We start from the raw sequence: 24,387 nt of genomic DNA, 5'->3' as shown, positions 1-24,387 counted from the left end.
CGAAGTTGATTCTCAAGTCGATGTCCGCCGATCGTTGGCGGAATTGCCGAGCAGTCTAGCTTGCGCTTACCGGGGAACATCGATGACCACTGCTACGCCGCCTCGCTCGCTTCAGCGCTGTCGAGGGCGCGCTCGCGAGCGGCTTTGTCACGCCGAGCTACACCACTCAGCGGGGCACGGCCCCATCGCGCACACGCTCGGGGTGAGCAACGGCAATCACAGAAGTTTCTCAATTCGCCAAGCGTGCCTGCCCGAGAGCGGAGCTCGTATGGGCAGGACTCCGGGCACAGCATCAGCCCAAACTGTCGAGATGTCGCTCTGATCCCCAGATTCGTAGACTGCCGCAGCGAACCGCATCGGACGCGTTCGAGCCGCATCGCCCCGCAACATATCCGCGACAGTCTTGGCGCCACCCGCTCATATTCTGAGTGTTGCGAGCGCGGCCGCTAGGCGCTGCACACCGCGCTTGATCTCGCCGACCGACCCGCAAGCAGCGTTGTCCTGTTGTCTTTGGCCGGTTTAATTCTTTCGGCGGTGGTAACAGTGTGTTGACGTTCCTGAATTCTCTCCATTTTTCATCCCTCCCGTTCTGGCGAAGGATGGCGCCGGAGGCGGTATGCCTCCGGCGCGTCATGCGTCACGGTCTTTCACCTTAGCGCAGAGCGCCCGCAAGTCGCCAGGTGTGATCTCGGTCAGGAGCCTCTTCTGCATATCGGCAAAATGTCCCGATCGAAAATGGCCTTGCGCATCGAGCGTGTGCTGCCGCCATCCTCGCGTGCTTCAACCAGTGCTTGCCGGCATCGCCGAAGGTCACCGTGGCCGACAGGCGACGCTTCTCGCGCTGCTTTTCGTGCGCGCGGCGACTGTCCTCTGCCATCGCGCGACGGTAGAGGCCAATGAACCAGCAGCGGGAGCTCTTGCGCCTCAGGATGAGACAACCGCAGCCGACGGCGACAGCGTGGCCGAAGAGGACGAACCTTTCCACGTTGCAGCCGAGTGATCCGCAAAGTCCGGAGCCGCTTCGGTGGCTCCGGCCAGTCTCTTTGATAGGTACGAGAATTTTTCGGCCGCGCGGAAGCGCGGCCGGGGACCTCGACAGCACGACAACATCAGGCGTAGCAGACAAACCACGCCGAACAACGGGTAATGCGGTTCAATTTCGCAACGCAAACGGACGGCGGCGGACTCTCACGCCAAAGCGCCTGCGGGGCACGCAGGCTTCACGGTTGGCAATCACACGGCAAAGCGGCGGAAGATCAGGTGTAAATGGGTCGTCTACCTTCTGTGGTGTCGACCGGGCTGGCATAGACTAGGGCGGGGAGGGTCTGATCATCCGCTTGGCGGGCATTGGTCGCAGCCCCTGGCGCGGGTATCATTTTCCGTATCGCGTCGAATACAACGGATTGAGCGCAAAGAGCGGCGAAAACCTGGACTTCATTGTCACCATTAGATTCCGCGGAGAGGTGATCCCTGCCTTGCCGTGAATTGGCTCCGCACTGATCCAAGCCCCTTTTGCGGTGTGAATCGATCGTAGCCATTGCAGCGGTTCCTCTTCGTCTGCTGGCAAGCCGCGCTCGGCGTCCTCGAATGGATTGGGTCTGACCGAAGACCGGCTTCGCCTCGATCGTCTTCCCGCAACGTCCGACGCTGGTTTTTTTCCGCCGCCGGCCCAAGAGGCCGGCTTTGCATCGCGAGACAAAAAAGCCAGCGTCAGCCGTCCTCCACTTCGTTTCAGCCCTTCGGGGTGCGGATCGATCGTCCTCGGTCTCACGACCACCATCGAGGCCGCGATGGGCGCGGCCCGATCAACAGAAGGAACCACCGCAATGGCTACGATCGGCATCTTCACCAGCACCGGAAAGGGCTTCAAGGGCTCCGTCAAGACCCTCAACCTCAACGTCAAGACCGTGGATTTTGTCCCCGCCGAAGGGGACAACGAAAAAGGTCCGGACTATCGCATCTTCGCCGGCGCCACCGAATTCGGGGCGGCATGGAAGAAGACCTCGCGCGAAGGACGTGACTATCACTCGGTCAAACTCGACGATCCAAGTTTCCCCGCTCCGATCTATGCGAGCCTGGTCGAGACCGAAACCCAGGGCGAGTTCTCGCTCATCTGGTCCCGCCGCGCCGCCGGGTGAAAGCGGCCTAACAAAAAAGGCCCCGGCGCGCCGCGCCGGGGCTTCACCATGCTCAGTCCGCCACCGCTCGATTGTAACCAGTTCGATGAGGCAGGCTAGGCCTTGGCGGCAACTTTGCGCGTTTTCATGACCGGCGATTTTGCAGGTGCTGCTGTCACAGTCGCTGCAGCGACGCGAGGCATCCGTTTCGGGTTCTCCTCCTTGGCTGCTTCTGGTGCCGCCAGCTTGCGGCCGAGCCCGGCTGCCTTCGCCAGCGCCGAGCGGGCGGCGGCGTAGTTCGGCGCCACCATTGGATAGTCGGCAGGCAGGCTCCACTTTTGCCGGTATTCCTCAGGGCTCAGTTGGTAGTGCGTGCTGAGATGCCGTTTCAGCGATTTGAAATTCTTTCCGTCTTCCAGGCAGATGATGTAGTCGGGCGTCACCGACTTCCTGATCGAAACGGCCGGTTCCAGTTTCACCACAGGTTCGGCCACGGGTGTGCCGACGTTCTGCAGAGCGACATGGATATCGCCGATCAGTTTCGGCAGCTCCGCCACCGGCAATGGATTATTCGACACATAGGCGGAGACAATATCGGCAGCAATCGACACGAGATCGGTTTTGCCCTGTTGCTCATCGGATGCGATCATGCAGTTTCCTTCTTCGGGGTTCAATTACGTCAGCATGTTATTTGTGCGGTTTGTACAATAGATCAAGCGAATAATGATTGTTCGCTCCACAAATCCCTAAGCAGGCGACACTTCCAGGCAGAACCCCGTTCCGATTTATTTTGGTCGCCGCGGAACAATCTGCCAACTGCCTTAAGGGAAGCGAGGAGACTTTCCCCTCGCTTCCCCGCCATTGCCGGCTGTGCAGAGCAGGGCCGCCGGCTCGCAAAGCGGCCGACCAGTCGGCAACCACCGCGATCAATTCCATCCGCTCCGCTCCACCGTGCAGCCCGGCTCCGCGCGCCGGCAATGGCCCCCATCACTCCCGCGCGCTCACGCGCCCCCGGAAGGCATGCCGCAGGACATGCCTTCGGCATCGACTGAAAAAGGAGTGACCAATGAACATGATCACGAACACCAACAGTACAAGCAACAACCAGCAGCCCCCCGTTCCCGGCAGCTTTCGCGTCGACATTTCGCGCGGCGAGCGCATTGGGCGCGTTTCCTCGGAATGGTTCTCGCGTCCCGATGATGAGCGCTATCTTTCGCTGACCGAGCTCTATGATGCTGTGCGCACGCGTGCGGATCGTGCCACCGCGCGCACCGTCGAGAGCCGCGCCGTTCGCGTCGAGGCAAGCCGCGAGAATGCCGAACGGCTTTCGCTGATCGTTCCTGGACAGGAGCAGATGATCGCGCCCACACATTGGAGCTTCGGCCAACTGTGCAGCCTTGTCGGTGCACCCGCAACCTACATGCGTCAGCTTCCCGCACCGCTGGCAGGCATCAATCTCCAGCACGGCTTGCTCAGTCATCGCGCCGAGCTTGTGAAAACCCTTGAGGCGGAGGACGGACGCATCGAGCTTCGCGCTGTCACCGGGCCAGACTATGGCCGTATCTGGGATCATGAGCTTGTCGCAGCCGTCATGAAGATCGCGGGCAATGGCACCGGCGACACCATGTGGAAGGTGCCGGGGATGCTTGATTGGGCGACCATGACGCATAATCCCTTCGTGGACATCACGAAGGACACCACCACGCTTTACGCCAGTGACCGCGACGTGTTCCTGTTTCTGGTCGACGACACCCACCCCATCGAGGCAGGGCGCCTGCCGAACGGAGAGCCGGATTTGTATTTCCGGGGATTTTATTGCTGGAACAGCGAAGTCGGCAGCAAGACGCTTGGCATCGCCTCGTTCTACCTTCGCGCGGTTTGCATGAACCGCAACCTTTGGGGCGTCGAAGGCTTTGAGGAAATCAGCATCCGGCATTCGAAATTCGCCGCGCAGCGTTTTGCCCACGAGGCAGCACCGGCCTTGACCAGTTTCGCCAACTCCTCGCCGGCGCCGTTTATCGCTGGCATCAAGGCCGCGCGTGAGAAGATCGTCGCCCGCAGCGATGACGACCGCGAAACCTTCCTGCGCAAGCGAGGCTTCTCCAAGGCCGAAACCGGCAAGATCATCGCGGCCGTCTTGCAGGACGAAGGCCGGCCACCCGAAAGCATCTTCGATTTTGTACAGGGCATGACTGCGCATGCGCGTACCAAATCCCATCAGGACAGCCGGCTTGAGCTTGAAGGCAAGGCGAAGGTGTTGCTCGAAAAGGCAGTCTGACCGCGCGATGCTGCGCGGTCGAAATCCGGCCGCGCAGCCAATCACCAATTGCCGCGGATCTGGGAGGGCGATGGGCTGTCGCGGTTGCGCCTGGCAGGCGGCGCCGCTCGCCGGGCTCTGCCCGGCTCGCGATGCGACTGCAGTCTGATTGCGATGCGTGGCTGGTCATAAACACGACAAATCGGACTTTAGCGATCCTTTGACTTGCCGCTTTGAACTGCCACGACCTCGCTCAATATCTCGTGCGGATCGAAGCCTATCGTTTCAGCCAGATCGAGAAATTCGACAACGTCGATTCGCCGGCCACCGGACTCGATGGCCGCGACCACCGATTGATATCTATCCAGCGCTTTCGCCAAATCAGCCTGGCTCAGGCCGGCTTTCCTACGCTTTTCAACGATCAGTTGGACCAGACGCACATGTCTTGGCGATCGAAGCGTCTTTTGCATTTTGCCGGTCCTTGACGAAGCCGGCAGATCAATTAAATGGAAAATCCGATAACCAGAAAATCAGATAATCTGATCGCGTTCAGTCATAACGCATCGAGGTGATGGCCATGTCACATCCAGGCGCCCAAATCAGGATTTGGCAGCACATCGAGGAGTGTGTCGGCGTACGAGGTTGCCATGCTTAAAGCTCTTCTCGATCCTGATGTCGCCGACGTCGCGCCAGACGCCTCAATCCTGACCGGCTACGACGAGGAGCATCTCCTCACCTACATTCGCCTGCTGGATGCAGCAGCCGAAAACGCCGACTGGCGCGAAGTGGCCAGGATCGTTCTGCATATCGATCCCGCGAAAGAGCCGGAACGGGCATTTCGAGCATGGGAAACACATCTCGCTCGCGCCCGGTGGATGACCACCAATGGCTATCGCTACCTCCTGGCCGGCGGTGCACCACACTAGGCACTTGAACCGGCGCTGTGCTCATTCAGCAAGGCGGTTTGCCGACTCTCTGACTACCTAAACCAACTGTTGCCTCGGAAGCTGATGGCGAAGCTCGCGGCAGACCGCGGGCCGGATGAGGACCGTTGCCATGTCGCGAAGCGATTGGACCGATCCGGCGGCATACGAGCACATGCGCGGCTACGAAGCCGATCAGTTTGCCGCCGAGTATCTGATCCGGAACGCTGATTTTGCCGCCGAATGTCAGCGGCTGGCATCAAGTCCACTGAGGACAGGAGAACTCGCCGGCTCGCCGGAATTCGCCGCACGTTGGGGTGCGCGATTTCAAAATCTCTGCTGACGAGCGTCTCTCACCCGAACACATCGTCTGGACGGAACAGGCCTCGCCTCGGGTTCTTCAAGCGACGAAGTTGGCAGCTTTCGCGGGTGCTTCGCAGCCTGTTCTTCGACAACTCAGCACAGCTCAAAGCTGGACCGAAGCCGAGCGGGTTCATGTTCTCTGGCCGCCGGCTCCGGAGACACATCACATCATCTCCAATGAACCAGGAGACCTGCTCGACATCAACGCTGTTGTCCTGCCGCTGGACGAGAATTTCGAAACCAGGCTGGACGCCGCGCGCCGGCTCTGGCGGGCGCTGAATGGCCGTCGGCTCGGCACCCGGTATGGCTCACTGCCTCAACAGACCAGGCTGAGACACATTCTCAATCTCCGCACCTTCGATGGAAGGCACCAGCGGGCTCCTTACCGCCGGCTCGCCGAGGAACTGCTGTCCTGCGAGCCCATCGCTGCGCGCGATTGGCGCGATCATCACCTGCGCCACAAGGTGCGGGCGATCCTGCGACGGGCCGACCGCCTGGTGGCCGGCGGGTATCGGGACCTTCTCCTCTATCCGCAAAGCCGCCACCGCAGTTCGAAGTCATGAGGTCAGGCGCAGGATGAGTATAGCCTTCGCCAAGAACGCGACGAAGCAATCGATCGCTTTTCGATTAAGAGGATTGCGTGCTGCCCAAGCCAGAAAATCCTCAACCGACATCCATTCCCCGGGCTTTGAAGAAGAGTCACAGTGGATGAACTCAATACATGCTTGTAGCTCTTCAGGATCAAAAGCCAATTGCCACCTTCCGTCATCATCTTCGGCGAGACGGTAGCTGACAACGTGGCATGGACTCCTCTTTTGTGAGCAACAGTCCAAAGCACGGAGCTGAGGTCGGTCATCAGATCTTGGTATTGACCACGGGTAACCCATAGCCCCATTACATCGCCAGCTCGCTCTCCTAAGACGTATGCCGCGCCGTGGGACCATTGTCGGCGCAGATCGAGGCGCCTGGGGTAGCAAAAACACGCCCGCCGATCTTTGCCCTCCCTCCCTTTTTCTCAATTCGGCCATCGTCCGTTTCGCGCGTCCCGGCAGGCCAGGACGACAGCAGAACCGAATGGAGATCGAGCGATGTCGAAGGGTCCCGCGGACGCGCCCCACAAATATCTTCGGACCAAGGAGGCCGCGCCTATCGTTGGCCTCTGCGCCCGGACACTGGAAAAACACCGGACCTACGGCACCGGTCCCAAATACTGCAAGGTTGGCGGCCGCGTGCTCTACGACATCGATGACCTGCATGCCTGGATCGAGCTCGGCGCCCGCACCTCCACCAGCGACACAAACGCCACCCACGTCCCGCCGGCCAAACCCCATGCGGCCCGCGCGCCGGCCTATGCCGGCAAGTCGCGCTGAGCCTTGCAGCTGCGGGATCTGGATATGCGACCACCCCCGACAGATATGGAGCCGATTGCGCTGTTTCATGCGCGCCCCGGCAAGATGGCCTTGCGCGACGCACAGGACCTGATGGCCTGGCCATTCTTTTCGCTCGCCAAATCGCGGCGCGTCACCCCGATCGACTTTCGCATGGGCGAGATCGCCATCCGTGTGGAGGCGACCGCCGAGCACGGAATGGCGACCATCTGGGATGCCGATATCCTGATCTGGGCCGCCTCTCAGATCGTCGATGCCCGAGACAATGGGCTGCGAACCTCGCGCATGATGGCGGCGACGCCGCACGAAATCCTGACCTTCATCGGTCGCGGCACGTCAGCCCGTGAGTACCTGCTGCTCAAGGCAGCGCTCGACCGCCTCCAGTCGACCACCGTCGCCACCACGATCCGCCAACCTACCGAGCGGCGCATGCACCGCTTCTCCTGGATCAACGAATGGAAGGAGCGGGCCGACCATCGCGCTCGACCGCTTGGTATCGAGCTTGTCCTGCCCGACTGGTTCTATTCCGGCATCATGGGCGACGCCTTCGTGCTCACCATCGACCGTGCCTATTTCGACCTGACAGGCGGCATCGAGCGCTGGCTCTATCGTCTCGTGCGAAAACATGGCGGCCGGCAGGCGCATGGTTGGTCATTCGACCTGCACCATCTCCACGCAAAATCCGGCAGCCTGTCTGCCTACAAGCGCTTTGCCTTCGAGGTTCGTGGCATCGTTCGCCGGCAATCCTTGCCGGGGTATCGCCTGACGCTGGGCATGACGAAGGCCGGCGAACCTCTTCTCACTTTCAAGGCCTGCCATCCCGACCTTTTCAACCGCTTCGGCAAGGCCAGGGCCGCGGAGGACAAGCTGTGAATCAACTCGTCACTTCAGGAACCCGAAGACACGGGATTTCGGGAACCCGATCCCCGTCATTTCAGGAACCTAGATCGCAATCAACCCATGGAAGCGAAAGCCGAATTCGCGCCTCTAACTTATCTAACCCGGAATCCTTCGGATTCGTTCTAACGGAACGCTCGGTTCCGGAAGACTGTGGACGACGTTGGCGATGCGCTCTCCGGATCGTCTGCAGAGATATCAACCCCGAGCCAGCCGCTCCTTCAACGGGGTGGCAGGCCGTTGCGGCTGCCCACCTCCTGCAGGGGAGGACGGCATGAGCGAACTAACCTATGTCGAGCTGCTCTGGCTGAAGAAGCGGATCGAGAACTACATCCGCTTCGGCAAAGCCGTCGAGAACAGGATCGTCGACAGGACCCGCCGCGTCGTCGCGTTCGCGCCCGGTAGCATCTTCGCCTTCGTCCGCTGGGCGGCGAATGACTTTGGCACCGTCGCCTCGCGCATCGACATTCTGCGCGCCGTCGGCACAGGCAAGCGCTGCTCGACCGTCGCCCATGTGCGGCCGGGCGCCGATATCCTGCTCACCGCCATCGGATGGCCGAAGGTTGAGAGGGTGCTGGAGATCATCGATGCCGTCGAGGCACTCGGCATCGACGCGATAGACGTCTCGCCGGAGTATTGGCGTCACGTCCACAGTCGCCTTGTCGCACGCGAAAGCCCCAGGCCTTACACACGGCAGCGGCATGAAGCGTGGCTGCTGCGCCGGCGGATTGAGCCATGAGCGCCCGCGGCAAAATCATCGGGGGAATGCTCGGCGGTGCGGCATTGATCGTCGCGCCGGCGTTAAGCGGACCTACTCCGTGGCTGATCTGGAACGCGTCGGCAAGCGTTCCGATCGGACTATATCGCATCAAGCAAGGTGGCACGCCTAAGGTCGGCGACCTCGCAGTCGTTATGCCATCCGAAGCGCTGGCCGGCTTGCTGGCCGAGCGGCGACATCTGCCGCGCGGCGTACCGCTGTTGAAGCACATCCTGGCGCGCGGCGGACAAATGGTTTGCCGCCGTGGGGCGGCCATCATCGCGCACGGCAAGATCTACGGCAGCGCGCTCGAGCGCGACAGTCGCGGCCGGCCGCTGCCTGCTTGGCGCGGCTGCCATGTGCTTGCCGAAGGCGAAGTGTTCCTCATGAACTGGGATGCGGCCGACAGTTTTGACAGCCGCTATTTCGGCCCACTCCCAATCACCAGCATCGTCGGCCGCGCGGTCCCCATCTGGATCATCGACCGCACATCTCCGGCGCCGGATGCATCCGGCGAACCGGCTCCCGGCGAGCCGTGACGGCTCGTTTCTATCACCACGAAAGGACAATCCGCATGAGTCAGATCGGCACCTTCACTCGGAACAATGACGGCTTCTTCGGCAACATCTGCACGCTGACGATTGACGCCAAGCTCGCCATCTTGCCTGTCGAGAAGTCGGACGCGGAAAATGCCCCCGAACACCGCATCTATTGCGACGGCGTCGAGATCGGCGCGGCGTGGGACCGCACCGGCGAGAAGGCAGGCGCCTATCTCTCGGTGCTCATCGACGATCCGTCGTTCACGCAGCCGATCCGCGCCAACCTCTTCCAGGTCGCCACCGAAAAGGACGTCTGGAATCTGCACTGGAGCCGGCCGTCGAAGCGCGAAGAGCGAGCCTGACTTCGATGTTTCGATCGCGAATTATCGATCTTGCCCAGGCAAACCCTTTGATCGGTCGAATGCCGGTCAAACCCTTCGACCCGACCGCCTGTCAGGCGGCCGTCGCGCGCAGCGAAGGTCAAGGGCGGCCGAACGCTTCTCCATCGACTGAAGTGCTATTTGCGCTGTCATGCATGAGAAGCATGATCGGCCGGCGAAGCCTTGCCCTTGCCCCAAGCGAGCACGATGGCAGGCTTTTGGCACGTCGGGATGGTGGTGCGCGCGTCACCACTCGCCAATGCGTGGCGATGTTCTCAGCATGCGCGTTGCTCATGCTTGGTTCTGCGGCCGGCGCAGCGGAAGCGCCGTCGCAACCGGTGCCAAAATCGTGCGCCGGGACAACAATCGCAAAGAATGAAAACTGGTCCACCTACGTCTGTGAGGCCGCCAAACGCTTTGACCTTCCCGAGCACCTGATACGGGCGGTCATGCATGTCGAGAGCGGCGGGGATGTCCGGGCCATCTCACCCAAATCTGCGGTTGGCCTGATGCAGATCATGCCCGCCACGTGGGCCGAACTGCGCATCAAACATGGTCTCGGAACCGATCCGTTCAATCCGCGAGAGAACATCCTGGCTGGTGCGGCGTATCTCCGCGAGATGTTCGATCGCTTCGGTCCGAAGGGATTTCTTGCCGCCTACAACGCCGGACCACAACGCTATCAGGAGCATCTTTCCAAGGGTCGCCCTCTGCCTCGTGAGACGATCGACTACGTCGCGAAACTTAGGCCGCTGATCAAGGGAGTTGTTGAGATCCCGCCCCGCTCGAAACGATTGGGAAATCGGTCGAGCGCAGATGGTTCGCAGCTTTTTGATCGCGACTTTGCTCGGATAAATGACGTCGGATGGCGCAGTAGGAGAGGTTTCGATTCCGTCGACCGAACGGTCTTCACGGAGATCCGTTCCGCCAACATGCCGCCGCGGATCGACACAGCGGTGGACGATCTCACGGCGCTTGAGCCGACGCCGAATTTTGCTTCTGAAGTTGCTCGTCCTGCACCGAACTTAGCCGGGAACAGCCTCTTCATCCCACGATCGCGCGGTGCATCGCAATGAGCGCTGGACCTCGCGTAAATTGCACTCTGACCTGCTCTGTCGCACGATTGACGGCGAAAGTGCTGGCACTCACGGAAGTCGGGGAGGGATTGCCGCCCGTAATCGGGGCGGGTGCCTGGTTGGGCGGCAAAACTGTGTGCCGACCGCGGCGCGGCTGGCGACGGGCGGCGACTCGGCGGCTAGATCTGCGTCGGTGAAACGACGCAGGAGGCGCACCATGGAATTCTTTGCAGGACTGGATGTGGCGATGGAGGAGACGGCGATCTGCGTGGTCGACGACCATGGCGAAGTGCATCTCGAGACCAAGGTGGTGACCGATCCGCAGGCGATCTGGAAGGCGCTGAAACCGTTCGCGGCGCGGCTGCGACGCGCTGGTCACGAGGCGGGATCGCTGTCCCCGTGGTTGCATCCGGAACTGCTCAAACTTGGCCTGCCGGCGGTGTGCCTGGAGACAAGGCATGTGCGCGCAGCGATGTCGGCGCAGCGCAACAAGACCGACGCCGCCGACGCGCTCGGCATTGCGCATCTGATGCGCACCGGCTGGTTCCGCAGTGCTCATGTCAAGAGCGAGGACTGCTACCGGCTGCGCCTGCTTCTGACGCAGCGGCGCACGCTGAAGCGCAAGTTCCTCGACATCGAAAACACCATCCGCCACTCGCTGAAGGCGTTCGGCGTGCGGCTGAAGGGCAGCGGCCGCGGCGGCTTCGACAAGGCCGTGCGGGAGGCGGTCGCCGGCGACACGCTGACCGAGGAACTGATGGCAGCCATGCTGTCGGCCCGCGCAGCGTTGTGGCAGCAGTACAAGAAACTGCACGAGCTGGTGGTCAAGGTCGTCGCCGGCAGCGAGCTGTGCCGCCGCTTCATGGCCATCCCCGGCGTCGGCCCGGTGGCGGCGCTCTCCTTCATGACGGCGGTCGACGATCCGTCGCGCTTCCGCCGCTCGCGCGACGTCGCGGCGTACTTCGGGCTGACGTCGCGGCGCTGGCAGTCGGGCACCTCGATCGACGTCCAGGGCCGCATCTCGAAGGCCGGCGATGGCGATGTTCGGCGTGCCCTCTACGAGGCGGCATCGGCATTGCTGACGCGGTTCAAGGGCAAGGACAAGGTGAAAAGCTGGGGCCTGGCGCTGGCCAAACGCGGTTGCCAGCGCAAGGCGACGGTCGCGGTGGCGCGCAAGCTGGCGGTGATCATGCACGCCATATGGACGGACGGAACGTTTTATGCCGGCGATCCGGCGGCCAGCGCGGCCGATGTCGCGGCGCGGGCGCATCTGAAGGCGCGCAAGCTTCTGGGGGCGCATCGATGAACGCGTTCTCTGCGGAACGAATGCTGCGTCTCGTCATGACGACGGACGTCGACTGAACACAAGGAGCTCCGCTGCGGCGGATGAGGACTGGTGCAGACCAGAAACGACGGGAAGCACGTTATCTTGCCTGCGGCCGGCCACGAAAGTGGCGCCACGGACCGCGCCGGATTGCCTGTGACGATGCCCCGTGGGTTCGATGGAAATGTGCGCCGCGACGGTTCGAGCGCTGCTTTGATGCAGCCGAGACACCCCGTCGACGAGCGCGGAGGATTGCACGGCGCACCGGAACTCTCAGCCTTCGCACAAAGGCCTGTTGCGGAAAGCTCCGAAGTGTTCTGGACTACAAAAAAGGAGAAACGACGATGCACGAAAGTTTATCCCAAGAACTGCCGATTAGGATGGCAAGATAAAAGGCCGCGATGTGCGGCTCGGTCGGTCGGTTGTTTTGGTTGCCTTTTCTCGACCTTCCCGCACATCGCCAGAAGTTCCCGCACATCGCCTGACCCGATTTTTAACAGGGGTTTCAACGTGATTGACACATCGCGGGTGAAACCTCGTGAGAGGTGATGACGATTTCCGCGTCCGGCCAGGCCGCATCCGCTCACGCCAGAGCCAACGGGCACGGCCCTTCATCGCTCAGGCGCTCGCCGCCGCGCAAAAAGCTGGCGGGAGGATCTCTCGCGACGGCAGTATCACTGCCGGGCGCGGCTCATATTTCGGACGAGGCCGGGTGGCGAGCCTTCGTGCCAATCGCTTCATCACCAGCCGCTCTCGATCCTGCACAGTCAAGGCGCTCGTGGTCCGTCACAAGAGACAGAATGGCCCGCTTGCGCGACACCTCAATTATCTGCGTCGCGAAGGGGTCACCCGCGATGGTGAGAAGGCGCGCATGTTTGGTCTGGAAACCGACGATGCCGACGTCAAGGATTTCGCCGAGCGCTGCGCGAATGACCGACATCATTTTCGCTTCATCGTCTCGCCCGAGGACGCGGTGGAGATGGCCGATCTCAAGATCTTCGCCCGCGACCTCATGGGGCAGATGGAAAAGGACTTGGGCACCAACCTAGATTGGCTGGCCGTCGACCATTGGAACACCGACAATCCCCACGTTCACATTATCCTGCGCGGCAAAGCTGGGGACGGTCAGGATCTCGTCATCTCTCGCGACTACATAAAAAATGGGATTCGCAGTCGTGCGCAGGATCTGATCACTCAGGAGCTTGGCCCAAGGACCGATCGTGAAATTCGTCGTGCATTCCATCAACAAATTGAGGCCGAACGCTGGACACATCTCGACCGCCAGCTTGTTCGTGAAATCGACAGGCATGGCATTATCGACGTCGCGCCCGTCGCGGACCGAAAGCCTGATGAGTATCTCGCGGTGAAGGTCGGCCGATTGCGTAAATTGGAAAGCCTCGCGCACCCGATCGGTGCAGGCCAATGGACAATGGTAGCCGAGGCCGAAGCTACCCTGCGAGCGCTTGGCGAGCGAGGCGACATCATCAAGCGCATGCATCGCAGCCTTACCGAGCATGGGCTCGACAGAGGCGCTGCCGACCAAGTTTTCGCGGGCGAGGCGAGCGAGGTCCCGATCATCGGCAGGCTCTTGGAACGAGGCCTCGATGACGAGTTGCGCGCTTCTGCTTACGCAATTGTCAACGGCATCGATGGACGAACTCATTACATCCGCTTTCAAGATCTCGATGCCACCGGAGACTCTGCACCAGGTTCCATCGTCGAGCTTCGGCGTTACGAAGATGGAAAAGGCCGCAGCCGCGTCGCCCTAGCTGTCCGTTCTGATCTCTCGATCGAAGAACAGGTCCGTGCTGACGGCGCGACTTGGCTCGACCGGCAACTGGTCGCGCATGGACCAACCAACTTAGGCGAGGGCGGATTTGCTAAGCAGGTCAAACAGGCGCTGGAGAACCGCACCCAGCACCTTGTCGAGCAAGGCTTAGCGCGGCGTGAGGCTGACCGTGTCGTACTTGCGCGCAACCTGATTGCAGCGCTTCGCGCTCGCGAGGTTGATGCACTCGGTGAGCAACTGGCCCCCGGGACAGGTCTGTCCTTCACGAAGGCTGCTGAGGGCGAGCAAATTGCTGGTACCTACCGGCGGCGCTTCTCTCTTGCCTCAGGCCGCTTCGCGATGATCGATGACGGGCTCGGCTTCAAGCTCGTGCCCTGGTCACCTGCACTCGACAAACACCTCGGCAGTCACCTCAATGGCGTCATGCGGGCCGGGGGTGGTGTGGATTGGGCTCTCGGCAGGAAACGAGGGCTAGGGCTGTGAGGAGGGCAGCTAAGCCGCTCGCGAACGCGCCCTGCTGGACGAGCGGTATAGCGGCAGCCATCGACGCGTTCTCCGAAGGAGCGATCGCCGCTCTGTCACAGGGAACCGAACACCGATGATTTGATGAACCGGCGTGCGCTCGTTGAGAAAAGCGCGCGCGCAGGAACATCGAGCCAAGTTGCCGCACACTCTCGCATCATGGCATCGTCAGCCCGCACATCCCGGACAGCAAGGCTATCACGACGACAGCTTCACCAGACGAGGGGAACGAACTCAGGCTGTCCTTGGCTCTTCAACGATGCGTGCGTTCGAGCTTGCTCGGAGAAGAGTTCTGTCCATCCATTCGTGAAGAAGGTCTCGCAATCGACACTTAATGTCGGGTTGGTCGCGTTCGCAACACGGTGGTGTTCGGTCGAGCGCTTTTCATTTCGAAAAAACGGTTCCTGTGCAGTTGGCATCACGATTGCATCTAACGCCTCGCAACACACGCGCGGCCGTCTCCGTTTTGTTTGTTCCATCGCGATCATGTGAAGAAGGAAAGAAATCAACAAATGCCAAAACATGCATTAGAGAGGTCATGCGCACGCAAACGCGGCGTTGGCTTAGTTCCCAATAGTCTGCGAGTCGAGCAGCTCACAAAGCCAGCCTCGAAAACCGCAGTCGACACTCTCCGCGCCTTGCTCTTGACAGCCGCCCTGATGCTCGTCGACCCCGCGCTTGCCGCCGACGGCGGCAAGGTGACGGATTTCTTGCTCGATAATGGCATGGAAGTGATCGTCATTCCCGACCATCGCGTGCCGATCGTCACCCAAATGGTCTGGTACAAGAACGGCAGCGCCGACGAGCCGTCAGGCAAATCCGGCATCGCCCATTTCTTCGAGCATCTGATGTTCAAGGCCACGACCAATCACGCGACCGGCGAGTTAGCCAGCGCCGTCTCTGACATAGGCGGCTCCAACAACGCCTTCACCTCCTCCGATTACACCGCCTACTTCGAGATGACGGCGCCGTCTGCGCTAGAGCTGATGATGAGCTTCGAGGCCGACCGCATGCGCAACCTCATCCTCACCGACGACGTCATCGAGACCGAGCGCGATGTGATCCTCGAGGAGCGCCGCTCGCGCATCGACAACAACCCGCAGGCCGTGCTCGACGAAGAGGTCGAGGCCACGCTGTGGCAGAACCAGCCCTATCGCATTCCGGTCGTCGGCTGGATGCAGGAGATGGAGCAGCTCAACCGCACCGACGCCGTCGCCTTCTACAACAAGTACTACCGGCCCAACAACGCGGTGCTGATCGTGGCCGGCGATGTCGAACCGGAAACGGTGAAGGCGCTGGCCGAGAAGACCTATGGCAAGGTGGCCCGCGGGCCGGACCTGCCACCACGCGTCCGCCCGGTCGAGCCGGAGCAAAACACCAAGCGCACCGTGACGCTCTCCGACGCCCGCGTCAGCGTGCCGAGTTTCTCGACCCAATGGGTCGTGCCCTCCTACCGGACGGCCAAGCCGGGCGAGGCTGAAGCGCTCGACCTGCTGGCCGAAGTTCTCGGCGGCGGCAACCGCAGCCGGCTTTACCAGGCGCTTGTCGTCAAGCAGGGCATCGCTTCCAGCGCCGGCGCGGACTTCGAGGGCACTATGCTCGACGATACCAATTTCACCGTCTACGGCGCGCCGCGCGGCGACGCCACGCTCGCCGACGTCGAATCCGCGATCGATGCGGAGGTGGCGCGCATCGCCAGCGACGGCGTCACCCCGGATGAACTCGAAAGAGCCAAGGACCGCCATGTCAGGTCGATGATCCTTGCCCGCGACAACCAGGGCTCCATGGCCAGCATCTATGGTTCGACGCTCGCCACGGGCGGCAATGTCCAGGACGTGCAGGAATGGCCGGATCGCATCCGCAAGGTCACCACCGACGAGGTCAAGGCCGTTGCCGCGCGCTACCTGGTATTGGCCCACTCGACCACCGGCTATCTCTTGCCGCAACCAAAGACGGAGAATTGATGTGTTGACCAGTGAGCATTTCCGAGTTTTCTCTTCTCGCGCAAAGGCAGAGGGGAACGGCTGGCACGCTTTCGCCACACTCTTCCTCTCTATCGTCTTCCTGGTCCTGCCGGCGCTTGCCGCCCGCGCCACGGAAATCCAGTCCGTCACCTCATCCAAGGGTATCACCGCCTGGCTGGTGGAGGACTATTCCGTGCCGGTCGTCGCCGTCCGCTTCAACTTCGGCGGCGGCTCGACGCAAGATCCGCCGGGCAAGGAAGGCCTGGCCAATCTGATGACCAGCCTGTTCGATGAGGGCGCCGGCCCTCTCGATTCGGAAGCCTTCCAGATCAAGCTCGACGATGCCGGCGCCGAGATGAGCTTCGACGCGACCCGCGATGGCATCTACGGCTCCATGCGCATGCTGGCCGAACAGCGCGACGAAGCTTTCGACCTGTTGCGGCTGGCGGTCAACGAGCCGCGCTTCGACCAGCCGCCGATCGACCGCATCCGCTCGCAGATCCTGTCCGGCATTTTCGCCAACGAAAATGACCCCGACACGATGGCGGAGAACCAATGGGCCCGCGCTGTCTATGGCGATCACCCCTATTCGCGCTCCGACCAGGGTACGAGGCAGAGCATCGACGCCATCACGCGGGCCGACCTACAGGCTATGCACAAGGCGGTGTTCGCGCGCGGCGGCCTGCATGTCGCCGTGGTCGGGGCCATCGACGCCGAGACGCTGAAGAAGAAGCTGGACATGGTGTTCGGCGATCTGCCGCAGAACCAGGCGCTCGCTCCGGTCGCCGACGTCACGCCTGCTCTGGCGCAGCAAATCGAGGTCAACTACGACCTGCCGCAGACCTCGCTGCAACTCGCCTGGCCCGGCGTGAAGCGCAACGCGGCGGATTTCTTCCCCGCCGTTTTGATGAACCAGATCCTCGGCGGCCCCTCCACCTCCCGCTTGTTCCAGGAGGTGCGCGAAAAGCGCGGACTGGCCTACAGCGTCAATTCCTCGCTGGTCAATCAGGACCACGCCGACGCGCTGATCGTCACCACCGGAACGCGTTCCGACCGCGCCGCCGAGACGCTCGGCATCGTGCGCGACGTCGTCAAGCGGCTGGCGCAGGATGGGCCGACCGAGGCCGAACTGGCGGCGACCAAGAAATATCTGATCGGCGCCTATGCGATCAACAATCTGAATTCGTCGAGTTCCATCGCCGCGACGCTGGTCGAACTGCAGCTCGACGATCTCGGCATCGACCACATGCAGCGCCGCACCGGTTACATCAACGCGGTGACGCTCGATCAGGTCAAGGCGGTGGCAAAGAAGCTCCTGAGCGCCGAGCCGACCATCATGGTGGTCGGACCTCCGCTGGCCGCTGCCGGAAAGGGATGAGCCCGACTTTTGGGATCGCGTCGGCGGCTGTGGCGCGGGGCTTGGTGCAAATCCCCGAGGCCGGGAGGAACTTGGCACCCGGCCGGTGGCGATCGCCGGCTCGTCCATCGGCGCCATCATGGGGCGTCGGCATGGCCTCCGCGTTGGCGGGCCAACATCCGCGCCTGTGCCTGCTCGATCCTTCAGGCCGCCGCGGAAGCTGTCGGTCACCTTCCGCCCTTCCATCGCTTAGAGAGTGAAGTGCCACCATGTCTGAACAACCCTTGGCGACGCTGCCGATGTGGCGCGTCGATCACATCGAGCCCTCGCCCGAGATGTTGGCGCTACGCGCCAACGGTCCGATCCACCGCGTGCGCTTCCCGTCCGGGCACGAGGGCTGGTGGGTGACAGGCTACGACGAGCCAAGGCGGTGCTGTCCGACGCGGCGTTCCGGCCGGCGGGAATGCCGCCGGCGGCATTCACCCCGGATTCGGTGATTCTCGGTTCGCCGGGGTGGCTGGTCTCGCACGAGGGGGGCGAGCATGCCCGGTTACGCACGATCGTGGCGCCGGCCTTCAGCAACCGCAGGGTGAAGCTGCTCGCGCAGCAGGTCGAGGCGATCGCCGCGCAGTTGTTCGAGACGCTGGCGGCCCAGCCCCAGCCCGCCGACCTGCGGCGCCACCTCTCCTTCCGCTTCCGGCCATGGGGCAGTTGCCGGGATATTTCGCAACGCTTTCCTGGATCATCTGCTCCTTGAGCGTCGGAACGGGATTTGGCAGTTGAAAGTTTGAGATGACGCCGGACCGATCAGGGCAGCGAGGACGGCGAGCGCCAGCCATGGCTGATTACTTGGCAGCAGACCTTGCGGACATAGGTGTTTCCGTAGGTCACGAACGCATCGTCCGGGATCGCTCCACTCTTCTTCAGCAGCGCGACCGGGTTCCTGGCCATCTGCTCGTCATAGGTCTTTTCCAGCGTGATCGCGAACCAGCCATTGGTGACCAGGTATGCCGAGACAGCAATGCTGGCCGATCGGGCATAGGCGTTCGCTTCGGCAAGATTGTCGAAACTCTTGATCTGGATGTGACGCTGACGAGAGGGTCCGCTGTCATACTGGTCGACGAAAACCCAGGTGTGGTGCATGTAGCCAGTCTGGCTACCCGACTGGACCCGGTACCAGCGGTCGGCGTCATCGAGGATCGCGACGGGGCTCCCGTTAGCCAAGTTGACGAGGTTGATCGAATTCCCATTGGGGGAGCGCCTTTATGGGGGCAGCGCCCTAGGAGTGCCTGACGCGGCCGGAGCGAGCCTCGGGGATTGAAACTGGCCAATCATTCTGAATCGAAGGCGCAGGCGCTGCGGCGACACTGGATTGCGGTGCAGGGGGCGGGGCTGTTGGTAGGGAGATCTGCGGCTGGCCGGTATCCATGTGGTGTGTCGTAACCCGGTACTTGTCCATCTCGCTCCTTGAGAGGTGCCGTACGTCATTGCTTTCGTACTCCAGGGAAAGCTGGAGCAATGACGGGTCGACGCCCATTTCCAACATGTACGATATCACGTCCGCAGTGATCTGCTGCACCGCCGAAACAGTTTCTTGCGCGCTGAGGGAAACCTGGCCGCTGAAGGAGGACTTATGCACCCCGATCGCGCCGGGCTCCGCGAAGCGCATGACGCCGCCCAAGAATGCAAGAGCGCAGGCCGAGGATCATTCCGGGCCCCTGGGCTGGAAAGTGCTTAGCCTGTAGGAGCGGATAAGGCGGCCGAGCTCCATCGCCTTGACGATATTGCCGCCATTCGAATCGAAGCCGATCACAGTCGGATATGCGACCGCACGACCGATGCAAATTCATCAAGATTGTCTTCGAAGGAAAACTCGCCGATTACCCTCACGTAGCGGAGGCCGTCGGGTGTCTGATCGGCTTGATACCTCAATCCGGCATGGGCCGCCGCCATGGCGGCAAGCCACGCGGCCAACGCAACCCCAAGCACCTTAGACAGACGCAGCATCGCCCTCTCACCCCTGGCGAAGGTTTCCTCTATCGGCGCTGTCGGATCCTGACACGAAATACCGTGAGGAGAGCCTTAACGCCCTGCCCTTGACGACCACGGCTCCTGACGCAGGGTTACGCTGCCTCATGCTCCAGCATCCATGCACGACGCCGCGATCATCCCTCTACATCCGGCCAGCCCGTATGGCGTCCAGGCCGCCCTATTGAAGTTTGGCGGGCGCCCGCGCGCCTGATAGCGCGCGCCGGGCTCTCGTGGAACCGAGCCCGCCTTCTTCGCCTTGCTCAGGGCGGTCTCGGCCCTTCGGGCTTTGATCCCTGGCGATAACAAGCCTCCGGCTCGTTCAGCGGACGCCGCTCTTGCGAGCGGCGACATTGTTCAACTGGCCTCTCCCGGCGGCGCGGTGTGGGCGGCGCTCCCTTCTAGGCCCGCCGCGCCAGGCCGCAACCCTTCGCTTCGCTTCGGGTCCTCCACATTCGTTCCGGCCCGCAACCACCCTTTCGCACAGATACGACAAGGCCCCCGCGGGTGCGGTCTGCCTTCCGGCGGGCCTGTCCGGTCGCAAGTCGCCGTCCACCCGCTTCCCGGGGAGGCGCGGCTTTGGATCGGAGAGGATGAAAAGCCTGCGCCAGACCGCCAGACGTCCCGCCAGCGGAAAACACGGGAGCCGGAACAAGGACGACAACCGGCCGAGCCTTTACCACGAAGTGACCAGCCGCACCATTGCCGAGTTGGAGCAGGGCCGCTTCCCATGGGTGCAGCCACGGGGCCTCGTCGCGGAAGCGCTCCTGGCGATCGATCAGCAGACGCACCACCTCCCGCTTGGAGACCGCGATGCCGATCGCAGCCAACAGCGCCACCAGCCGCGGCATGGTGACCTGGCCCTGATGGTACTGCGCCAGCACGAAGCGGCGCAGGTCCGGCCCGAAGGGCGACCCCCATAGCGGAATGCAATATTCCGTGCATTTGAAACGCCAGAGACACCGCGTTTCTTTTTTCCTTCCGCGCTCATCTTTGTTTTTACTTTCTATTTCTTCTGTCGTCAAAATTGTGCAATAAATTACTATGCCACCGTAACCGATGGCGTATGCTTCCGGGCTCATTCTCTTCCTGCTTTCTGGCAGACAGAGCGCTATTCTGCTTTGATTTCCTTCCGGCCCAAACCTTCGGAGCTTTGGCTTCGTTGTCCGGCAACAAGGCGACGGCCCTCTTCGATTTCCGAGAGCGCCGTCTTCCAATCCTCTGTCTTTACGGCCGTCCGATATCTATCATTTATCACCTTCTTCAACGCTTTGTTCGCGCGTTAGGGGTTCGTTTCTGGCGATCCGCTCCGTGTTGGCGGCTTTCGCTGAATCGTTGGTGCGCCAGTTGCCGTTAAGCACTTTCGGCAAGACGTCATGATCGCACAGCTCGGCACCCGTTCAGCGGCGTTGGTGTTCCCATCCTTCCGCCGGCGTTTTTTCACCTCGCCAAAGGGAAAGGCATGAAGCGCACCGGACGCGTGCTTCAGATCGCGGCCGGCGTGACGATGATCGTCATGGGTTTTCGGCGTGAGGGTTCAAAGGAGGCAAACCCGTAGCTCAGCTCATAGCCTAGCCAAAGACCCGCGCCGTGCGGGTCGTAGGCGGCCGCCGTCCCTTCGGATATGGCCCAGAAGATCGGGGCCAGGCGATTTGGCAAGCCGGGCGGGGTTTTGCGCCGTTCACATCAAAACTTGTCCGCCCGGCACATCAAACCTGACGGTCAGCCGCAAACGGTATACCACCTGTCGAATCGGCCATCGTTTGGAGCCACACAGAGACCGCCGTAACAAACCTTCTCACCCTTGAAGTTGGCCAGGAACTGCAGCAAATGCAATATTTCGTCCTGTTCATCTTCGTCCCGGATAAGCTCCGGACCGCCCTGCGATTTCAGTGCCAGCTCGATCAGCTCGATCGCCCGATCTTTGTTACCGCTCTCGTTATAATACAGCGCTGCCACCGGATAAGACAGGAGCTTACGTTGGTCGCTTTCCGGGGGATTCAGTGCCAGGATGTGTTCAGACAGCTCTTTGCCCATAGCCAGGCGCTCAGCAGACGGAAAGTGCGAATGGTCAAAGTTCGGAAAGAAGAGTTCGTCTAGCGCCGCAATCATCCAATCCTCGGAGTTTCTGTTGATCGCGTCGCGAACGAATTGGCGCATGACGGGCAAGCCGGCCTGCATGTCGCGCATTTTGTGAAGCAACAGACCCACATGAGACCGGCGAAAACCGAGCTTGTCGGGCAACAAGGCGATGCCTTCTTCGATCGCCGAGAGCGCCGCCTTCCAATCCTTTTTCTCCATCGCCGCCCAATATCTATCATTGATCGGCTTCTTCAGCGCTTGTTCGCGCGCTATGGGTTCGTTTTCGGCAATCCGCTTCGCATCACCGGCTTTCGCTTGCTTGCTGGTGCGCCAGCTGCCGTTGAGCACTTTCGGCAAGACCTCATCGAGTTGCTTCGGATGACCGATAAAGGCGATGTGACCGTCACGGTCGACCACGAACGAGGTCGGAATCCCGACAGAAAAGCTGGGCTCCATCCAAAGCTTGTCCATTTCGCCTGTGGAGTCGAACGCGATCCGATAATTCAGATTCGAGAACTTTTCGGTCAACCACGCGTCCAACTGGCTTCGGGCCTCATCGGCCGTTGGAGCGTCTTCAGAAGCCGCGACTCCGACGATCTCGACTCCGCTGTCCCTGTATTTCTCCTGCAACTGCATCAGATGCGGCATCCCGTCCACACATGGTCCGCACCACGTTGCCCAAAATTCGACGATATACACTTTGCCGGGCTTGAAGCTCGTGAGCGGCTCGCCACGCAGCCAGTTCTCGACCTTAATCGAAGGAGCCGGGGACTCGATCTGTAATTCCACCAATGTTGCTCTCCAAAGCTTGCTTTTTGCGCGAGGTTGTTCCCGCTCAGAGACAGCACACGGGTTCAGGGGGGAGAGAGCGTTGCTCGTCTTGCCCCCCAATTGCATGCAGTCAGCATCAGGGGTGCAACAGCCGTGCCAGCGCGCTCAGCGTCAGTAAGCCCCTGATTGCTTGGAAAACCTCCGCAGTGCCCAGATGGCCGGTCGTAATGAACCTGACACTTTTGCCAATGTCTGTTCCGAACCTGACATTTGTCTGCCTCTGTCAGCTTTGTTTGGGCCTCAACGGCCGTTGAGCGGTTTCTTCATCAACGGCGACTCCGACGATCTCGAGTCCGCTGTCCTTGTATTTTTCTGCAGCTTCATCAGATGGGGCATTGCGTCCACACAATGTGTGCACCACGTTGCCCACGATTCGGCGATGTGCACTTTGCCCGGCTGGAAGTTCGTGAGGAGCTCGGCGCGCAGCCAGTTGTCGACTGAACGAAGGAGCAGTGAAGTCCATCTGCATTTTCATGTTGCGACCCAACGCTGTTGCCAACGGTTGCGCGACTTTTGTGGTCTTGTTTCCCTCTAGAGGGGGTACACGGGTCCAAGGGAGGAGCGCATCGCTTCTCTTGCGCATTTGGGGGCAGTCACCCTCGTTCCGTGTTGCCACCTCTCAACTTACAAAGACCGTGCCAGCACCTCAGCGCCGAGCAAGCGCGATTTGCCGTGAAAACCTCCACAGTGCCCAGATGTCAGTTGTAGTGAACCTGACATTTTGTCTGCCGCTGTCAGCTTTTGGACACGGGATCACGCGCTTCGCGCCGCCAGAAAAGGCGTGGCCAGCGCCCAACGTCGTCTGAAGCATCGACGCCAGGCGCCGCGGTGTCGCCGCACGCCAGATCGTCGTGAACGAGACGTTCAAGCTTGAACCGGGAACTCGAGCCGAAAAGGCCCGAGGTTTGGCCTTGTTTGGGGCGCCGGATGGGGACGGCGCGAAGCCGGCGGGCGCCAATCTTCGCCCGCATTTGGAGGCTCTCCGACGACGATGTGGTGCGCTCTCACCATCGTCATGGCGAGTGGCTGGAGGGCCGGATACGCCGTGATCCAACGGGGCGGTAATGTTGGCATGAGCGCATTGTGGCAGCCAGACGAGACCTTCTTCGATCTGCATACGCGACAAGGAAGGAGCCAACGCGATGCTGGCGCACATCGCTGAAACGCAGGTCGCCGACGCCATGTCTCGGAGAAGGTGAAGACGCAAAAGCAGATCGTGCGCGTCTTGTCCGAATGCACAACGGGGCGCTGGAAGCTAGCCGCCTGGATGGCGGTTTCGGTCCGCGCCCATGCCGATCGTGGCGGCTTTCCGGACCGCGGACCAGTGGGCCGAGGCCGTGCCGCCGCCGCCAACGGCTGAATGAGCGGACAGGGCAGGGTGGCAGGATTCCGCCGCCGGTCCCGCCGCCCGTCGCCGAGTTGAATGGGCGGGTATTCGCCAGCAGCGAGTGCTGGAATCCGCAAAAGCGCGGCGCGAGAGGCCACCCGGAAACCTGCGCGTTTGTCGGCGCTGTTGCAATTGGCACGGAACTTGCTACGACATTGGGCGCAACGTTCGACCGGAGCGCAGCGACGGGAGATGCCCGGGCGTGAGGAGCCCACCTCGATTCAGGAGACAGTATGTTGATTCTTATGACCTGCAAACGGAAGCGCGAGTCCCGCGGCCCGCACCCCTCTTTGCTGCCCTGCCGTTCACTGTTGATTGGAGCCTGACCCATGCCTGAACCAAGAGCCGGCCATATCGCTCTTTTAATCCTGGCCCTGCTTCTTGCCGGGCTTGCAGCGCCTGTTAT

General features: G+C 61.5%; 23 protein-coding genes and 1 pseudogene. 17 read left to right on the top strand and 7 right to left on the bottom strand.

Annotated features, from left to right (window positions below; all coding sequences use genetic code 11):
• Positions 1-1,826: 1,826 nt before the first annotated feature.
• A complete protein-coding gene (locus ACWTU8_RS28665) occupies positions 1,827-2,138 on the top strand; it encodes a DUF736 domain-containing protein (RefSeq protein ID WP_455850836.1) in 312 nt (103 codons plus the stop codon).
• 95 nt (positions 2,139-2,233) lie between these two features.
• On the opposite strand, the gene ACWTU8_RS28660 is transcribed toward ACWTU8_RS28665, so the two are convergent.
• Complete coding sequence (locus tag ACWTU8_RS28660; RefSeq protein WP_455850781.1) at positions 2,234-2,767, bottom strand: MucR family transcriptional regulator; 534 nt, start codon at positions 2,765-2,767, stop codon at positions 2,234-2,236.
• Positions 2,768-3,189: 422 nt separating this feature from the next.
• Between ACWTU8_RS28660 and ACWTU8_RS28655 the strand changes: the two genes are divergently transcribed.
• Positions 3,190-4,395 carry a DUF932 domain-containing protein gene (locus tag ACWTU8_RS28655; protein ID WP_455850835.1) on the top strand — a complete coding sequence of 402 codons (1,206 nt, stop codon included), beginning with the start codon at positions 3,190-3,192 and terminating at the stop codon, positions 4,393-4,395.
• Positions 4,396-4,583: 188 nt separating this feature from the next.
• Here ACWTU8_RS28655 and ACWTU8_RS28650 read toward each other — a convergent pair whose 3' ends face one another.
• Positions 4,584-4,844, bottom strand: a complete 261-nt coding sequence (locus ACWTU8_RS28650; protein WP_084646980.1) for a helix-turn-helix domain-containing protein — start codon at positions 4,842-4,844, stop codon at positions 4,584-4,586.
• 177 nt (positions 4,845-5,021) lie between these two features.
• Here ACWTU8_RS28650 and ACWTU8_RS28645 point away from each other — a divergent pair, with 177 nt between their 5' ends.
• The 14 genes and pseudogenes from ACWTU8_RS28645 to ACWTU8_RS28580 form a co-directional block, all read left to right on the top strand.
• Positions 5,022-5,300, top strand: a complete 279-nt coding sequence (locus ACWTU8_RS28645; RefSeq protein ID WP_027155810.1) for a DNA -binding domain-containing protein — start codon at positions 5,022-5,024, stop codon at positions 5,298-5,300.
• 115 nt (positions 5,301-5,415) lie between these two features.
• Complete coding sequence (locus ACWTU8_RS28640) at positions 5,416-5,640, top strand: transcriptional regulator domain-containing protein (protein ID WP_455850780.1); 225 nt, start codon at positions 5,416-5,418, stop codon at positions 5,638-5,640.
• A 70-nt stretch (positions 5,641-5,710) separates the two neighbouring features.
• On the top strand, positions 5,711-6,223 hold the full coding sequence (locus ACWTU8_RS28635) for a DUF2285 domain-containing protein (protein WP_455850779.1): 513 nt from the start codon (positions 5,711-5,713) through the stop codon (positions 6,221-6,223).
• A gap of 525 nt (positions 6,224-6,748) precedes the next feature.
• Positions 6,749-7,030: a helix-turn-helix transcriptional regulator gene (locus ACWTU8_RS28630; RefSeq protein ID WP_455850778.1), complete on the top strand. Its 282-nt coding sequence runs from the start codon at positions 6,749-6,751 to the stop codon at positions 7,028-7,030.
• Between the two features lie 24 nt (positions 7,031-7,054).
• On the top strand, positions 7,055-7,921 hold the full coding sequence (locus ACWTU8_RS28625; RefSeq protein ID WP_455850777.1) for a replication initiator protein A: 867 nt from the start codon (positions 7,055-7,057) through the stop codon (positions 7,919-7,921).
• 298 nt (positions 7,922-8,219) lie between these two features.
• Complete coding sequence (locus ACWTU8_RS28620; RefSeq protein ID WP_027155814.1) at positions 8,220-8,684, top strand: DUF2840 domain-containing protein; 465 nt, start codon at positions 8,220-8,222, stop codon at positions 8,682-8,684.
• A complete protein-coding gene (locus tag ACWTU8_RS28615; protein WP_455850776.1) occupies positions 8,681-9,241 on the top strand; it encodes a S26 family signal peptidase in 561 nt (186 codons plus the stop codon). Before ACWTU8_RS28620 ends, ACWTU8_RS28615 begins: the two co-directional genes overlap by 4 nt.
• Before the next feature lie 35 nt (positions 9,242-9,276).
• The gene (locus tag ACWTU8_RS28610; protein WP_027155816.1) at positions 9,277-9,603 is read left to right on the top strand and encodes a DUF736 domain-containing protein; all 327 of its coding nucleotides are present in this window, start codon (positions 9,277-9,279) and stop codon (positions 9,601-9,603) included.
• Between the two features lie 59 nt (positions 9,604-9,662).
• On the top strand, positions 9,663-10,697 hold the full coding sequence (locus ACWTU8_RS28605) for a lytic transglycosylase domain-containing protein (RefSeq protein ID WP_455850775.1): 1,035 nt from the start codon (positions 9,663-9,665) through the stop codon (positions 10,695-10,697).
• A gap of 217 nt (positions 10,698-10,914) precedes the next feature.
• Positions 10,915-12,003, top strand: coding sequence for an IS110 family RNA-guided transposase (locus tag ACWTU8_RS28600; protein WP_455850774.1), 1,089 nt, complete (start codon positions 10,915-10,917; stop codon positions 12,001-12,003).
• 556 nt (positions 12,004-12,559) lie between these two features.
• Positions 12,560-14,293, top strand: a complete 1,734-nt coding sequence (locus ACWTU8_RS28595; RefSeq protein ID WP_455850773.1) for a relaxase/mobilization nuclease domain-containing protein — start codon at positions 12,560-12,562, stop codon at positions 14,291-14,293.
• 698 nt (positions 14,294-14,991) lie between these two features.
• Complete coding sequence (locus tag ACWTU8_RS28590; protein WP_455850772.1) at positions 14,992-16,296, top strand: M16 family metallopeptidase; 1,305 nt, start codon at positions 14,992-14,994, stop codon at positions 16,294-16,296.
• A gap of 91 nt (positions 16,297-16,387) precedes the next feature.
• Positions 16,388-17,674, top strand: coding sequence for a M16 family metallopeptidase (locus ACWTU8_RS28585; RefSeq protein ID WP_455850834.1), 1,287 nt, complete (start codon positions 16,388-16,390; stop codon positions 17,672-17,674).
• 248 nt (positions 17,675-17,922) lie between these two features.
• A pseudogene (locus tag ACWTU8_RS28580) lies at positions 17,923-18,344 on the top strand (cytochrome P450); the annotation flags it as partial.
• 116 nt (positions 18,345-18,460) lie between these two features.
• On the opposite strand, the gene ACWTU8_RS28575 reads toward ACWTU8_RS28580, so the two are convergent.
• The 5 genes from ACWTU8_RS28575 to ACWTU8_RS28555 all read right to left on the bottom strand — a co-directional run bounded on the left by ACWTU8_RS28575 (position 18,461) and on the right by ACWTU8_RS28555 (position 23,069).
• The gene (locus tag ACWTU8_RS28575; protein ID WP_455850771.1) at positions 18,461-18,877 is read right to left on the bottom strand and encodes a hypothetical protein; all 417 of its coding nucleotides are present in this window, start codon (positions 18,875-18,877) and stop codon (positions 18,461-18,463) included.
• Between the two features lie 585 nt (positions 18,878-19,462).
• Positions 19,463-19,660, bottom strand: a complete 198-nt coding sequence (locus ACWTU8_RS28570) for a hypothetical protein (RefSeq protein WP_455850770.1) — start codon at positions 19,658-19,660, stop codon at positions 19,463-19,465.
• Between the two features lie 422 nt (positions 19,661-20,082).
• Positions 20,083-20,763, bottom strand: a complete 681-nt coding sequence (locus ACWTU8_RS28565; protein ID WP_455850769.1) for a hypothetical protein — start codon at positions 20,761-20,763, stop codon at positions 20,083-20,085.
• A gap of 640 nt (positions 20,764-21,403) precedes the next feature.
• The gene (locus tag ACWTU8_RS28560; RefSeq protein ID WP_455850768.1) at positions 21,404-22,552 is read right to left on the bottom strand and encodes a TlpA disulfide reductase family protein; all 1,149 of its coding nucleotides are present in this window, start codon (positions 22,550-22,552) and stop codon (positions 21,404-21,406) included.
• Positions 22,553-22,817: 265 nt separating this feature from the next.
• Positions 22,818-23,069, bottom strand: coding sequence for a hypothetical protein (locus ACWTU8_RS28555; RefSeq protein ID WP_455850767.1), 252 nt, complete (start codon positions 23,067-23,069; stop codon positions 22,818-22,820).
• A gap of 720 nt (positions 23,070-23,789) precedes the next feature.
• On the opposite strand from ACWTU8_RS28555, the gene ACWTU8_RS28550 reads away from it, so the two are divergent.
• On the top strand, positions 23,790-23,954 hold the full coding sequence (locus ACWTU8_RS28550) for a hypothetical protein (protein ID WP_455850766.1): 165 nt from the start codon (positions 23,790-23,792) through the stop codon (positions 23,952-23,954).
• Positions 23,955-24,387 lie beyond the last annotated feature (433 nt).

Source organism: Mesorhizobium sp. BHbdii (genome assembly GCF_053848045.1).
This window is presented reverse-complemented; position numbering and strand designations above follow the sequence as displayed.